Source organism: Burkholderia ambifaria AMMD (assembly GCF_000203915.1).
Lineage (GTDB): Bacteria > Pseudomonadota > Gammaproteobacteria > Burkholderiales > Burkholderiaceae > Burkholderia > Burkholderia ambifaria.
The window spans coordinates 885891-901070 of the sequence record NC_008392.1; the positions used below are offsets into that span (position 1 = coordinate 885891).

Genomic DNA, 15180 nt, shown 5'->3' on the forward strand with positions numbered 1-15180 from the left:
TCTTTCACGATTCGTTGAGGAGCATTGCCATGAAAAACAGTCGAGCGCTCATGATGCTGATCATCGCGATGGTCGCGGGGCTAGCCGCGGTCGTGTTCGCATCCCGCTGGTTGATGCATACATCCAGCAGCTCGGTCACGTCGGTCGCGGTCGCGACCACCGACCTGAACCTGGGCGAGCCGCTCGGGCCGAACCAGATCCACATGGTGAGCTGGCCGTCGGGCAGCGTGCCGACCGGCGCGTTCGCCGACACGAAGGAGCTCGAAGGGCGCGTCGTGCGCACGAGCCTCGCCCGCGGCGAGCCGGTGATCGAGTCGAAGCTCGCGCCGGTCGGCACGAAGGGCGGGTTGTCCGCAGTGATTGCCGACGGCAGCCGCGCGATCACCGTGCGCGTGAACGACGTGGTCGGCGTCGCGGGCTTCGCGCTGCCGGGCAACTACGTCGACGTGATCGTCAACACGCAGGAACAGCAGGGCAAGACCGACGGGCAGAGCATCTCGAAGATCGTGCTCGAGCACATCCTCGTGCTCGCCGTCGCGCAGCAGGTCAGCCGCGACGACACCGCACCGAAGGTCGTCAACGCGGTGACGCTCGAAGTCACGCCCGATCAGGCCGAACGCCTCGACCTCGCGCGCAGCGTCGGCACGCTGTCGCTCGTGCTGCGCAACCAGGTCGACCAGAAGACGCTCACCACCGACGGCGCAACCAAGCTGACGTTGCTCGGCAAGGCCCCGGTACCCGACGCGACGCCCGCACCGGCACCCGCGCACGTACGGACCGTGCGCGTGCATGTCGCGTCGCACGCCGCACCGGAAGCGCGCCGCGATTGCGTCGGTGTACTGACCGGTGTGCACGGCAGCGTCGAATGTTTCTGAAAGCGCAGCACACATCCAGATAACCAGATTAACCAGATCGGCCGCCGTCAAGGCACGGCGGCCTTGCAAGGCAAAAACCGGCGTCTCGCCGGTCACTCGGGGGATCAGACGAAATGAAGATCAATCCGCAATATTCAGGTACCGGCCCGGTGCGCACCCGCATCGCGCGGGGCGCGATGATGGCCGCGATCCTCTGTGCAGGAACGTTGACCGTGTACAGCGCACTGGCCCAGGAAGGCGCCGAATCGGCTGCGCTGATGAAGGGCGGCGCCAGCGCGCCGGCCGCCGTCGCGAAGGGGCCGATGCAGATGACGATCAGCATGGCGCCGGCGCCGGCCACCGCGGCCGCCGCATCGGCGGCGCCGATGCGCGGACCGAACTGCGTGGGCGCGGTGCGTGATGCGACCAGCGTCACCGTGCCGCTCGGAAAGTCGCTGCTCGTGCCGATGCCGGAGCCGGTGCGCAACCGCACCATCGGCAATCCGGCCGTCGCGCAGGCGACGATGGTGTCGCCGCAGACGCTGTACATCCTCGGGCTGTCGGTCGGCACGACCAACATGATCGTGCAGGGCAGGAGCGGCGCATGCCGCGTGATCGACGTGGCGGTCGGCGCGGACGCAGGCGGCCTGCAGTCGTCGCTGCAGCAGCTGATGCCGGGCGAGCGCGACATTCACGTGTCGACCGCCGCCGGCACGATCGTGCTGGCCGGCACCGTGTCGAACTCGCAGGCCGCGCAGCAGGCCGTGCAGATCGCCCATGCGTACAGCGACAGCGCCGGTGAGGGCGCCGGCGGGGCCGGCAAGGGCGCCGGCGTATTGAACATGCTGGCCGTCACGTCGCCGCAGCAGGTGATGCTCGAGGTGAAGGTCGCCGAAGTGTCGAAGACGCTGATCAACCAGATGGGCACCGCATTCAACATCCAGGGCGGCTTCGGTTCGTGGAGCGGTGCGTTGGTCAGCAACCTGCTCGCGGGCGTTGCCAGCGCCGGGATCTTCAACAAGGCGAACAACAAGCCGTTCAGCGTCGCGGCCGACGCGCAGAACACCGACAACCTCGTCAAGATCCTCGCGGAGCCCAACCTCGTGACGATCAGCGGCCAGGAGGCGACGTTCCTTGCCGGCGGCAAGATCTTCATCCCGGTACCGCAGAGCAGCGGCACGGGCACGTCGTCGATCACGCTGCAGGAAGAGGAGTTCGGCGTCGCGCTGAAGTTCACGCCGACGGTGCTCGCGAACGGCCGGATCAGCCTGAAGGTCGCGCCGGAAGTGTCGGAGCTGTCGCAGACGGGCGTCACGCTCAGCGCGACGAACATCGGCGGCACGTCGATCCTGCCGCTGATCACGACCCGGCGTGCGTCGACGACGGTCCAGATGAGCGACGGCGAATCGTTCGCGATCGGCGGGCTGATCAAGGACAACGCGAGCGGCTCGCTCAAGGCGATCCCGGGCGTCGGCGAGGTGCCCGTGCTCGGCGCGCTGTTCCGCAGCACGTCGTTCCAGCAGGACCGCACCGAGCTGATCTTCCTGATCACGCCGCACCTGGTGAGGCCGCTGCAGACCGCCGACGTGCCGTTGCCGACCGACAGCTTCTCGAAGCCGAGCGAAATCGACGTGTACGCGACCGGCAACATGGAAGGCCGCAAGGGTGTCCGCAAGGCGACCATGCAACCGTCGAACGGCGCGGCACCGCAGACGCCGGCTTCGGCACCGGCTCCCGCGCCGCAATCGGCCGCGCCGGTCGCACCTGCCGCCGCACTGCCCGCACCGCGTGCGCCGCAGCCTGCCCAGGCGCCGGCGCCGGTGCCGGCCCAGCCGGAGAAGGCCGGCGCTGCAACGGCCGAGGCCGCGGGGGCGGTGAACGCCGAGCCGGCGCCTGCCGCGCGGCCGCAGCCACAAGCGCCCGCGCAACCGCAGGCCGATGCGGCCGGTGCGGCACGCATCGCGCGCATCGAAGCCACCGCCGCGCGCCTCGCGGCGGCCGGCTCCGCCACGCCGGCGAAACCTGCGTCGCGTGCGACGCCCAGCGTGCCGGCCGCCCATGCGCAGATCGCGCGGGCGAGCGCGGCACCCCAGTCCACCGATCGTTGAAGCTATCCAAGGGGAAGCTCATGAAATCCGCCTACCTCGTATTCGTGCGCCGCGCGGCGCTCGCCGTCCCGCTCGCGTTCGCACTCGCCGGCTGCATGTCGTCGAGCCCGGTGTGGGACAGCCGCTTCGGCGACTCGGTCCGCGCCGTCACGCAGGCCCAGATCATCGATCCGCATGCCGGGGAACACGCGGCAACGCACGCCGGGGTCGATGGCCGCGCCGCCGCGTCCGCGCTCGACAACTACGACAAGTCGTTCAAGCAGCCCGAGCCGAAAGCCAATGCATTCGTGATCGGCATCGGCAAGTCGGCGCAATAAAACAGGCACGCTCAGGGAGAACGCCATGTCCAGCGCAGCTCGTCATCCGAAGCTCACGCGTCACAGTCTGCATCGTCAGCAAGGCGCCGTTGCAATCATCGTCGGTCTCGCACTGGCGATGATGATCGGGTTCGTCGGTCTCGCGCTGGACCTCGGCAAGCTGTACGTCACGCGCAGCGAACTGCAGAACAGCGCCGATTCATGCGCGCTGTCCGCTGCGCGCGACCTGACGTCGGCCATCAGCCTGCAGGTCGCGGAAGCCGACGGCATCGCCGCCGGCCACGCGAATTACGCGTTCTTCCAGCAGAACGCGGTACAGATGCAGACGGATTCGAACGTCACGTTCAGCGATTCGCTGACCAATCCGTTTCTGACCAAGACGGCGGTCGCCACACCGGCGAACGTCAAGTACGTGAAGTGCACCGCGCAGTTGAGCAACATCGCGCACTGGTTCATCGAGGTGCTCAACACGATTCCCGGCGTGCAGGTCGCGAACGCGTCGCAGGTCGCGGCCAGCGCGATCGCGACGGTCGGGGCCGGGCAGACCACCTGCGCGATTCCGGTGTTCGTGTGCAAGCCGGCGTCCTCCGCGCCGTACAAGGTCGGCGACTGGATCTCGTCGCCGTCCGGCTCGTCGACGACGTACGGGCCCGGCAACTTCGGCTGGGCGGCGCTCGATGGCTCGACGAACGAGCCGACCATCGCCAGCGAACTGTCCGGCAACACCTGCAACATCACGTCGCCGCCGGACCTCGGCTCGACGGGCCTGAAGGCCGCATCGCTGCGCGCCTGGAACACCCGCTTCGGCATCTACACGAACGGCGCCAACGGCTCGAGCGGCCAGCCTGACTTCACCGGCTATGCGTATGTCGGCCCGAAATACGGGCCGCCGGGAACCGCGGGCATCGTCGGCGACGCGTACACGCAATTCGTGCTCGATCGCGCGAGCTTCAAGGCCTATCAGGGCGACGGTACGCCGCCCACCGGCAGCGGCATCTCGACCAACGGGACCGTCACGGCCAGCAACTACCAGACGTATGGCGGCGACCGCCGGGTCGCGCTGGCCCCCGAGGGCGATTGCTCGACGCTGTCGGGCAGCAGCGGCAAGGTGCACGTCACGCAGTGGGACTGCGTGCTGATGCTCGATCCGCTGCCGTTCAGCCCGGGAGCCGGCGGGGTCGTGGCGCACCTCGAATACCTCGGCTCCACGGCCTCCGGCACCACGCCGTGCGCGACGCACGGCCTGCCGGGCAGCGGCAGCTCGGTCGGTATCAAGGTACCGATGCTCGTTCAATAGAGGAGACACGATCATGAAGAGGCTCCCGATTCGCCGGTCACGCATGCGCGGTGTCGCCGCGGTCGAATTCGCGCTCGTGCTGATGCCGATGATCGTGCTTGCGACCGGCGTGGCCGAGTTCGGCCGCGCGATCTACCAGTACGAGACGCTCACGAAGGCGACGCGCAACGCGGCGCGCTACCTGTCGGTGTTTTTGCCGAACGACAGCGCGTATCCGCTCGCGGCGGCGCAGTGCCTCGTCGTGTACGGCAGCACCACGTGCGGCTCCGCCGGCACCGAGCTGGTGCCGGGGCTCACGACGTCGATGGTGATCGTGTGCGATGCCACGCATTCGACCGATTGCGGCGACGCGTCCGACCCGTCGCAGTTCGCGAACCTGCCGACCTACGACTCGACCAACAACGCGCCAAGCGGCACGGCGACCGGCAGCATCAACCTCGTCGAAGTGAAGGTGAAGGGCTATCAGTACCAGCCGATTCCGGCCTACCCGGGGCTGTCGTCGATCACCTTCGGCAACATCGTCACCGTGATGAGGCAAGTGTCATGAACCCGCGTCCCTCTCCGCTGTCGCGCCGTCGCGCCCAACGCGGCTCCACGATTGTCGAATTCGCGCTGATCGCATCGATCCTGATCATGCTGCTGATCGGCATCTTCGAATTCGGGCGCGTGATGTTTTACTGGAACACGGCGAGCGAGGCCATCCGGCTCGGCGCCCGCACGGCGATCGTCTGCGACGTGAACGCGGCCGGCGTCGTGAAGCGCGTGCGGTCGCTCATGCCGATCCTGGCCGACTCGAACGTGTCGGTGAGCTACTCGCCATCAGGCTGCGACGTGAGCTCCTGCTCGTTCGTGACCGTCAGCATCAGCAATGTCACTGTCAACACGATGATCCCGATCGCGAACGTTGCGATCACGATGCCGTCGTTCACCACGACGCTGTCGCGGGAAAGCCTGAACTCCTCGACGGGCGGAAGCGCCTGTCAATAACGAACCGACGAGGCACAGTCATGATCAATATCCTCGTAGCCGCCGACGATACCGCCCGGCTCATGCAGATCGCGCGTCTGGTCACGGACAGCGGACACTATCGCGTGACACGTGCGCACGGTCGGCCGTCCCAGATCGAGCATCGCACCGATGGACTTGATTCATTCGATATCCTGCTGATCGACGGCGCATTGACCGATGCGGCCGAGCTGTCGGCGATCGAGCGGATCTGCCGGCTGCACCCGTGCCTGATCGGCATCCTGGTGACCGCGGATGCGGCGCCCCATGTGCTGCTGGACGCGATGCGCGCCGGCGCGCGCGACGTGCTGCAGTGGCCGATCGATCCGGCCGCGCTCGCCCGCGCGCTCGAACGCGCCGCCGCGCAAAGCACGCGGCGCGACGGCGGCGATACGCGCTTCGTGTCGTTCATGTCGTGCAAGGGCGGCGCCGGCACCAGCTTCGCCGCGAGCAACGTCGCGTACGAGATCGCCGAAGCCCACAAGCGCCGCGTGCTGCTGGTCGATCTGAACCAGCAGTTCGCGGATGCCGCGTTCCTCGTCAGCGACGAGACGCCGCCGTCGACGCTGCCGCAGCTCTGCGCGCAGATCGAGCGGCTCGACGGCGCGTTTCTCGACGCGAGCGTCGCGCACGTGACGCCGACCTTCCACGTGCTGGCGGGCGCGGGCGACCCGGTCAAGGCCGCCGAGATGCGCGAGGATGCGCTCGAATGGATCCTCGGCGTCGCGGCGCCGCGCTACGACTTCGTGATCTTCGACATCGGCGTGAGCATCAACCCGCTGTCGATGATCGCGCTGGATCGCAGCGACCAGATCCAGCTCGTGCTGCAGCCCGCGATGCCGCACGTGCGCGCGGGCCGCCGGCTGCTGGAGATTCTCGTGTCGCTCGGCTACCCGGTCGACCAGTTGCGGCTGGTGGTGAACCGGATGACGCGCGCGGGCGACCGGTCCCGCGCCGCGCTCGAGGAAGTGCTCGGCCTGCACGCCAGCTGCACGATACCCGACGATGTCGACACGGTACGCGAAGCGCTCGACCTCGGGCATCCGGCCTCGCGCGTCGCACGTAGCGCTGCCGTTACGCGGGCATTGCAGGCCTGCGCGAAGCAGATCGTCGAAGGGGACGTGCGCACGCGGCACGGCACGTCCAGCAGCGAACCGTTGATGTCCCGGCTGTTCGGCCGCAAGGCCACGCCGAAGCTCAAATCCATGTGAATCTTTCGGGGAAACCATCATGTCATTGCGCGAACAGATGTCCTTGTACCGGACGCAGCCGCAGGCGGCGGGCACCGAACCGGCAGGTGCGGCGCATTCGTCGGTACGCGATGCGTACCAGAAGCTGCGCCGTGAAATTCACCTGACGGTGCTTGATCGCGTCGAGCTCGAGCGCCTGTCACGCCTGCCGCAGGAACAGGTCCGGCAGGAAATCTCGTCGCTGATCTCGCGCATTCTCGACGAGGAGCGGCTACTCGCGAACGACATCGAGCGGCGCCAGCTCGCGATCGACGTGTACGACGAAATGTTCGGTTTCGGCCCGCTCGAGTCGCTGCTGCGCGACCCCGGCATCTCCGACATCCTCGTGAACACGTACCGGCAGGTTTACGTCGAGCGCAGCGGCCAGCTCGAGCTGACCGACGTGACGTTCTACGACGACGCGCACCTGATGAAGGTGATCGAGAAGATCGTGTCGCGGGTCGGGCGGCGCATCGACGAATCGACCCCGATGGTCGATGCGCGCCTGCCGGACGGCTCGCGCGTGAACGCGATCATTCCGCCGTCGGCGATCGACGGGCCGCTGATGTCGATCCGGCGCTTCGCGGTCAACCCGCTGAAGATGGACGACCTCGTGGCCTACCAGAGCCTCACGCCGCCGATGGCGGAACTGCTCGACGCGCTGGCCCACGCGAAAGTGAACGTGCTCGTGTCGGGCGGCACCGGCAGCGGCAAGACGACGCTGCTCAACATCCTGTCGGGCTTCATTCCGCGCTCGGAGCGGATCGTGACGATCGAGGATGCGGCCGAGCTGCAGCTGCAGCAACCGCACGTGCTGCGGCTCGAAACGCGGCCGCCGAACATCGAGGGAAAGGGCGAGATCACGCAACGCACGCTCGTGCGCAACGCGCTGCGGATGCGGCCGGACCGGATCATTCTCGGCGAAGTGCGCGGCGCGGAAGCGCTCGACATGCTCAATGCGATGAACACCGGCCACGAAGGCTCGCTCGCGACGATCCACGCGAACACGCCGCGCGATGCGCTGACGCGGCTCGAGAACATGATCAGCGTCGGCGGCCTGACGCTGCCGCCGAAGACGATGCGCCAGCAGATCGCGTCGGCGATCTCGGTGGTGGTCCAGGCGACGCGGCTCACCGACGGCAAGCGCAAGATCGTCAGCATCCAGGAGTTGACCGGGATGGAAGGCGACATCATCAACATGCAGGAGATCTTCACGTTCAAGCGCACCGGCATGGATCGCGACGGTACGGTGCGCGGACACTTCTGCGCGACCGGCGTGCGGCCGAAGTTCGCCGAGCGTCTGCAGGCGTTCGGCATCAATCTGCCGGATTCGCTGTACGACCCGGCGCAGCGTTACGAGACGAAGTGACGACGCGCCATCGTCTGATTCCGGGGAGGCCTCATGGACTCGATCTATTACGGTTTTGTGATTCTCACCTTCGTCGCGGTGGTGCTCGCGATCGAGGGCGTCTATCAATGGTGGAACGCGCGTCATGGTGCCGCGGCACGCCGGATCGAGTCGCGCCTGCGCGCGATGTCGGCCGGCGGCAGCGTGCAGCAGGAGCGGCTGTCGATTCTCAAGAAGCGGATGCTCGACGAGTCGAAGCCGTTCGACCGGCTGCTGATGCGGGTGCCGCGTATTCAGGCGCTGGACCTGGTGCTGCAGCAGTCGGGGCTCGACTGGACGGTCGCAAAGCTGGTCACGATCAGCGCCGTATTGCCGGTCACGGCGGCGCTCGCCCTGGCCGTCACCCCGTTGCCGCTGATCGCCGTGCTGCCGATCGCGCTGCTGACCGCATGCCTGCCGGCGATGTACGTGATGCGGCATCGCAACCGGCGGATGCTCAAGCTCGAGCGCCAGCTGCCGGACATCTGCGACATGATTGCGCGCGCGTTGCGCTCCGGTCATTCGTTCTCGAGCGCGCTCGGGATGGTCGGCGAGGAGTTTCCCGATCCGATGGGCGGTGAATTCCGGATCACGTTCGACGAGATCAACTACGGCGTGTCGCTGCACGATGCGCTGGTGAACCTCGCGACGCGCGTGCCGGCTCACGACCTGCGCTACTTCGTGATCGCGGTGCTGATCCAGCGCGAGACCGGCGGCAATCTGGCCGAGCTGCTCGACAGCATCGCGTCGCTGGTGCGCGAGCGCTTCAAGCTGTTCGACAAGGTCCGCGTGCTGTCGGCGGAAGGGCGGCTGTCGGCCTGGATCCTCGGGCTGTTGCCGTTCGGCACCGCGGCCATGATGGCAATGATGAACCGGGAGTTTCTGTCGGTGCTCTGGCAGGATCCGGCGGGCATCAAGATGGTCGGCGTGATGCTGGGGTCGATGGCATTCGGCCTGCTGTGGATTCGCCGCATCATCCGCATTCGCGTCTGACGCGTGTCTCAGGCTTCACGAACCGATTCGAGGCTGTCATGCAAAACCTGAGCGTAATACATACCGTGATGCTCGCCGGCTTGTTCATCTTCGTCGCCGGCGGCGTGCTGGTCGCGATGCTGCTGTTTGCGCCGCGCAACATCGAGCGCCGGATTCAGCAGGCGAGCGGAGCAAGTGCGGGCATCGGCGGCGGTGCGGACGGCGACGGGCAAACGTCGCGCTGGATCGCGAAGCTCGTCGAGCTGTCGCAACCGATTTCCCGGCTGTCGGTGCCGCAGGAGGGCTGGGAGAATTCTCCGCTGCGGATCCGGCTGATGAATGCCGGCTGGCGCAATCCGAACGCGGGCGCGCTTTACTTCGCGGCGAAGACGGTGCTCGCGTTGGTGCTGCCGGGCGCGGCGCTGCTGGCGCTCGCCACGACGCGGCTCGCGGAGCAGCGCATGTTGCTGTCGTTCATTCTCGTCGCGCTCGCCGGGATCGGCTACTACGTGCCGAATGTGATCCTCTCGCGGCGGATCGCGACGCGTCAGCGGGTGATCTTCGAGGATTTCCCGGATGCGCTCGACTTGCTGACCGTCTGCGTCGAAGCCGGGCTCGGGCTCGATGCGGCGCTGATGCGGGTGAGCGAGGAACTGCGCTTTCGCAGCGAAGTGGTCGCGGGCGAGCTCGACTTGCTGCTGCTCGAGATGCGTTCCGGGTTCACGAAGGAAACCGCGCTGCGCAATTTCGCGCTGCGCACCGGCGTGGAGGATATCGAATCGTTCTGCGCGATGCTGATCCAGGCCGACCGCTTCGGCACGAGCATCGCCGAATCGCTGCGCGTGCTGTCCGACATGCTGCGCACGCGGCGGCGGATGCGCGCCGAGGAACGCGCCGCGAAGATCGCGCTGAAGCTGCTGTTCCCGCTGATCTTCAACATCTTCCCGGCACTCATGTGCGTGTTGCTCGGCCCGGCGATGATTCACGTGTATCGCGTGCTGCTGCCGTCTTTCGCCAGCATCGGACACTGAGTCGCGGCGCGGGTGGCCGCGCGAAACGGATGGGCGTGCCGGCCCGGCCGCACCGGTCGGCCGGCACGGTAGGTCTTCATGGGAGGCTCCTCCTCCCCCGGGCGGCGCCGCGAGACAGGTCGATCATAGCGGCGTCAACGCAACCCGGACCCATGGTCGACCCTGGACACAGCCGTAGTCCACTGCGCGCGCGGGTGGCGCCCTACGGTTAATCGCGAACGCAGCCGCGCTGCGTGCCGGCCCGACGGGAAATCGACCCGGCAAGGTCGGTCCGCACCGCGCGTGCCGCTCGAAAATCCCCTTGAAATTCCCGTTTCGAATTCCTACGATTATTCAAAATCAGGCTCGAACGACGGTGCGCACGGGCGATTGACCTGCGTGCCCGATATATCGAACACGACAACTGAAAATCGAGCGTCTGCCCGACGATACGGAAAACAGGCCAGTCGTCCACGATCAAGGCCGGGGGAACCATGAACGAACACACAGCGCGACGCACGCGGTCCGACGCTTCATCGAGCAGGCGCCCATCCGCGTGGCGCGAACCCGCGAACCCGCCGGGCATCGTCGCGCATCCTCTGCCTCCCGACTCCTGAGAACCGGCGCCCGCAACCGCGCCCGGTACACCATCTTCATCGACACCTGCGCATCGGCGCCCACGCGGCCGGCGTGGCGACGCGCGCCGCGCAGTCGACGGACCGACATAACAATTCGAACGAGGGACGCAGCATGGCCATCCATGTGCCTGTGACACGCCGGACGTTTCTGAAGCTCGCCGGTAGCGGCGCCGTCGTCGCCGTGTCGGTCACCCATTTGCCGGCCGTCGTGCTCGCCGCGGGCGACACGCAGGCCGATGCGAACGGCCTGAACTGGGCGCCGGTGCCCGGCAAGGCGCGCTGGCGCATCGACGGCATTCCGAAGGTCACGGGCCAGAAGATCTACGCGCGCGACTTCAAGGCTCGCGACTTCGTCGGCTGGCCGCAGCGGGAAAACTGGCTCTATGCGTTGCGCTGCGACCGGGTCGACGCCGTGTACCAGGGCTACGATCTCAGCGTGCTGCCGCCCGGACTGAGACCGATCGCGATCGTCGACAGCGCGTTGCTGAGCGCGCGCCGGATTCCGCTTGCGCCCGAACCCGATCCGATCGCGAACCAGGACATCTACTGGCTCGCGCGGCCCGGTCATCCGGCGGACTGCTACGGGCAACCGGCCGCGCTGCTGATCTTCGAGAACTTCGACGTCTATCGCCGCGCGAAGAAGCTGCTCGACTTCAATCGCGGCGTGATCCGCTACGGCGCATCGACCGGCACCGGCCCGGCCGCACCGGTCGTGCCGTATCTGCCCGTGACCGTCTACGTGCGCGACGACGAACGACGGTTCAACTACGTCGACAACTATCAGACCGACAGCAACGGCAAGCCGAGCGCGAAGTACCTGGAGGAACGCGAGGCGGCAGTCGCCAACATCGACGCGACGATTGCCCGTCAGGCGGCCGCCGGCGCGTGGATCGGCGTTCGCGCGACCGGCAACGACGGCTTCCAGACGCCGGCGATCGACCCGATGTTCATGGAGCCCGAGTCAGGACTCGCGTGGTACGACGCGTCCGCCGCAAAAATGAGGCTCGTGCTCGGCACGCAGTCGGCGAACGACGATGCGACCGGCGCGTGCGCGCTGTTCGACGGCAGCGACATCGCGGTCAAGGAGGCGCATGTGATCGCGTGCTACCCGGGCGGCGGCTTCGGCGGACGCGACAAGTCGTATTTCCCGCTGTATCTGGCGCTGGCGGCGCCGTTCGCGAAGGGCGCGCTGCGCTGGCAGCAGTCGCGCTACGAACAATTCCAGGTCGGCCTGAAACGCTGCGAGACGCAGTTTTCCGAATCGCTGTGGTTCGACCGTCGCGGCAAGCTCGAAGCGATCACCTGCGATTTCCTGTTGAACGGCGGCGGCAAGAAGAATCTGTCGCCGTACGTCGCGCAGCTTGCCGCGCTGAGCGCGATGAGCTGCTACGAGATTCCGCGCGCACGCGCGCAGGCCGCGTCCACCTACACGCGGGAAGTGCTCGGCGGATCGCAGCGCGGCTTCGGCGGGCCGCAGGCGTTCATGGCGATCGAGACGCTGATGGACGAGGCCGCGCGCCGACTCGGGCTGTCGCCGTTCGAGATCCGGCGCGCCAATCTGCTCGGCAAGGCGCCCGGTCCCGGCAAGGGCCGCGCGATCACGGGTGCGCCGATCCTGTTCGACCTGCAGCTCGACGCGCTGCTCGACCGGCTCGAGCGTCACCCGCTATGGCTGGAGCGCGAGCACACGCGTGCCGAGCGCAACACGCGCAATCTCCGGTACGGCGTCGGTCTCGCGATGGCGAACGAGGCGTACGGCACGTCCGGCGACGGGATGTTCGGGATGGTGCAGATCCTGCCCGACGGCAACCTGCGTGTGATCACGCCGTATACCGACATGGGCAATGGCGCGGCCACGACGCTGGGTCTCGCACCGGCTGAATTTCTCGGGCAGAACGCGCAAACGATTGCGATGAGCGAGATCGCGCCGTTCAACGCGCTCGGACTCACCCCGAAGGGCCCGTCGAGCGCGCCGAATTGGGTGCGCTACTACTACGGTTCCTCGAGCGCGTGCCTCGGCGCGTTCCATCAATACCATGCGGTGAAGGGGGCCGCGCAGGCGCTGTTTCTGCAAAGCGTGCTGCCGGCCGCGCGCGCACGGTGGGGCGTGAACGTGCGGGCCGCGGACGTGCGCTGGGTCGATCGCACGCTCGTCGCGAACGGCCTCGCGCCGATTCCGTGGCCGGTGCTGCTGGGCACGATCGGGAAGCTGGGCCTGCAGACCGTGGCGGCCGTGCATGCGAGCTATGCCGGCTACTTCTGGAAGGGCACCTATCCGTTCGCGTCCGGCAGTGCGCAGATCGACTACGACTACGTGGCGGTCGGCCTCGACCCGTATCGTCTCGCGCCGCTGCAGCGCGTGCTGCAGCCGCCGCCGGTCAACACGTCACTCTACGGGCGGACGACCTATGCGCCGTCGGCGACGCTCGTCGCGGTGGCGGTCGATCCGGCGACCGGGCGCGTGAAGGTCGAACACGTGGTGACGGCCGTGAGCGTCGGCCGGCAGTTGTCGCCGGAACTCGTCGAAGGACAGTCGCAGGGCGCGGTCGCGATGGGGATCGGCAATGTGCTGACCGAAACCTGCCCGCTGGGGCCGGACGGGCCGGGCGGCGGCCGCTGGAATCTCGATCGCTACGAGGTCACGCGGCTGCCGGACATCCCCGTGCAGGAACTGATCGCATTGCCGCCGCCGGCCGGCGATCCGGCCAACGCGCGCGGCATCGCGGAAGCGGTGATGTGTCCGATCGCGCCGGCGCTGCTCAACGCGCTCGCGATGGCGACGGGGCGGCGGTTCCGGGTGACGCCCGTGACGCCGGAGAAGATTCGGGAGGCACTGCAATGAGCACTCCGGTCCGGATGACCATCAACGGCAAGCCCGTCGAAGCAGACGCCGCCGACGGCGACATGAACCTCATCGACTTCCTGCACGAGCGGCGGGACCTGACGGGCACGAAGCTGTGCTGCGGCATCGGCGTGTGCCGCGCGTGCACGGTCGGCGTGCGCAACACGCCCGATGCGCCGATGGAAAAGACGCTGTCGTGCTCGACGCCGGTCAGCGCGATGGCGGACATGCACGTATACACGATCGAAGGGCTCGCGCAGGGCGGCGCGCTGTCGCCGCTGCAGCAGAGCTTTCTCGAGTCGTTCGCGTTCCAGTGCGGCTACTGCGCGTCGGGCTTCCTGATGGCCGCGACCGCGATGCTCGACCATCTGCGCGCGCAGCCGGTGCACGAGCGCGATCTGGACGCGATGATCGAAACCTGGGTCGGCGGCAACATCTGCCGTTGCACCGGCTACGTCAAGTACATCGAGGCCATTCGCAAGGTGGCGCTGCGCTACACGAAGGGGGCGGCATGACGACGAGAACCCGCGTCGCCGCGCTGGCGATGCTGCTGGCCGTGCAGGCGGCGCCCGGTGCGTCGGGCGCGCTCGCGGCGGACAACGCCGATGCGTCGCTGCATGCGTATGCGCAGCAGTGCACCGACGAAATCGGCGAGATTCCCGCGTTCGACTGCAACGCCGGCACCGATGTGCCGATCACCGTCAACGGCCGCGTGCCCGCGCGCTATGCGGCGCACATGACGTGCGATCGCCCGGCGCTGCTGCCGTACGACGCGCCGACATCCGGGCAGTGCACGCCTTATTCGAAGATCCTCGACCTGTCCCACGGCGACACGCAGATCTCGGCGTTTTGCCGTCGCAAGCAGATCCGCGCGAACCGCAGCCCGTATTACGACGAAGTCGACATCGTGCTGCACCATGCGGGCAACGGCAAGACCTGCTGGTTTCATGCGGAGAAGGGCGGCACGGCCGGCATGAACGCGGCGCGCGTGCCGCCGCCGAACGAGACGATGCCGCCGCCCGGCCATCCGTCCGCGGCCGAGTTCTGGTGGAAGCCGGCCGCGACCGCGACCAAGCGCTGCGTGTCGTGTCACGACGCGAGCCCGGTCATGTACAGCCCGTGGATCGGGCAGGTATGGAACAAGGTGCCGACCGATCCGTGGGGCAAGTATGTGAATCTCGGCGCCGACTTCGCGTCGTGGACCTCGCATGCGATCAGCACGCCCGGCAACACCTGCATCGGCTGTCACCGGATCGGCGACCAGAACAGCTGCAAGATCTACGTGCCGCTCGCGGCCGGGATGCTGCCGCCGCCGAAGGGCAGCAACGCGCGCGCGAGCCGGTATCCGCTGACGCACTGGATGCCGATCGACAACAACAAGAGCCTCTACGAATGGAATGCGGCAAACGCGAAGTCGGTGAGCGACCTGCTCGAATGCTGTTCGGCGCGCGGCAAGAACGATCCGAAGTGCAGCTTCACGCCGGCGGCGCAGGCTGCGCAGGCGGTGAAATAAGCCGCCTG

13 protein-coding genes are annotated in these 15180 nt (G+C 67.5%); all 13 read left to right on the forward strand.

Annotated elements, in window-relative coordinates:
• Positions 1–29: 29 nt before the first annotated feature.
• Positions 30–875 carry a Flp pilus assembly protein CpaB gene (gene cpaB, locus BAMB_RS31335; RefSeq protein WP_011661164.1) on the forward strand — a complete coding sequence of 282 codons (846 nt, stop codon included), beginning with the start codon at positions 30–32 and terminating at the stop codon, positions 873–875.
• A 113-nt stretch (positions 876–988) separates the two neighbouring features.
• Positions 989–2962 (forward strand): type II and III secretion system protein family protein, encoded by a 1974-nt coding sequence (locus BAMB_RS31340; RefSeq protein WP_011661165.1) that lies wholly within the window; start codon positions 989–991, stop codon positions 2960–2962.
• Positions 2963–2982: 20 nt separating this feature from the next.
• Positions 2983–3279: a hypothetical protein gene (locus tag BAMB_RS31345; RefSeq protein WP_011661166.1), complete on the forward strand. Its 297-nt coding sequence runs from the start codon at positions 2983–2985 to the stop codon at positions 3277–3279.
• 25 nt (positions 3280–3304) lie between these two features.
• Entirely contained in the window at positions 3305–4576 is a 1272-nt protein-coding gene (locus tag BAMB_RS31350; RefSeq protein ID WP_011661167.1) for a pilus assembly protein TadG-related protein, read from the forward strand.
• A gap of 13 nt (positions 4577–4589) precedes the next feature.
• On the forward strand, positions 4590–5123 hold the full coding sequence (locus tag BAMB_RS31355; RefSeq protein WP_011661168.1) for a TadE/TadG family type IV pilus assembly protein: 534 nt from the start codon (positions 4590–4592) through the stop codon (positions 5121–5123).
• Entirely contained in the window at positions 5120–5563 is a 444-nt protein-coding gene (locus BAMB_RS31360; protein ID WP_011661169.1) for a TadE/TadG family type IV pilus assembly protein, read from the forward strand. The genes BAMB_RS31355 and BAMB_RS31360 overlap by 4 nt, the downstream gene beginning before the upstream one ends.
• A gap of 20 nt (positions 5564–5583) precedes the next feature.
• Positions 5584–6792: a CpaE/TadZ family protein gene (locus BAMB_RS31365; RefSeq protein ID WP_011661170.1), complete on the forward strand. Its 1209-nt coding sequence runs from the start codon at positions 5584–5586 to the stop codon at positions 6790–6792.
• A gap of 19 nt (positions 6793–6811) precedes the next feature.
• A complete protein-coding gene (locus tag BAMB_RS31370; RefSeq protein ID WP_011661171.1) occupies positions 6812–8179 on the forward strand; it encodes a TadA family conjugal transfer-associated ATPase in 1368 nt (455 codons plus the stop codon).
• A gap of 33 nt (positions 8180–8212) precedes the next feature.
• On the forward strand, positions 8213–9190 hold the full coding sequence (locus BAMB_RS31375; RefSeq protein WP_011661172.1) for a type II secretion system F family protein: 978 nt from the start codon (positions 8213–8215) through the stop codon (positions 9188–9190).
• 38 nt (positions 9191–9228) lie between these two features.
• Positions 9229–10200, forward strand: coding sequence for a type II secretion system F family protein (locus BAMB_RS31380; protein WP_011661173.1), 972 nt, complete (start codon positions 9229–9231; stop codon positions 10198–10200).
• Between the two features lie 729 nt (positions 10201–10929).
• Positions 10930–13659, forward strand: coding sequence for a xanthine dehydrogenase family protein molybdopterin-binding subunit (locus tag BAMB_RS31385; RefSeq protein WP_011661174.1), 2730 nt, complete (start codon positions 10930–10932; stop codon positions 13657–13659).
• Positions 13656–14174 (forward strand): (2Fe-2S)-binding protein, encoded by a 519-nt coding sequence (locus BAMB_RS31390; RefSeq protein WP_011661175.1) that lies wholly within the window; start codon positions 13656–13658, stop codon positions 14172–14174. The genes BAMB_RS31385 and BAMB_RS31390 overlap by 4 nt, the downstream gene beginning before the upstream one ends.
• Positions 14171–15172, forward strand: coding sequence for a hypothetical protein (locus BAMB_RS31395; protein ID WP_011661176.1), 1002 nt, complete (start codon positions 14171–14173; stop codon positions 15170–15172). Before BAMB_RS31390 ends, BAMB_RS31395 begins: the two co-directional genes overlap by 4 nt.
• Positions 15173–15180: the final 8 nt, after the last annotated feature.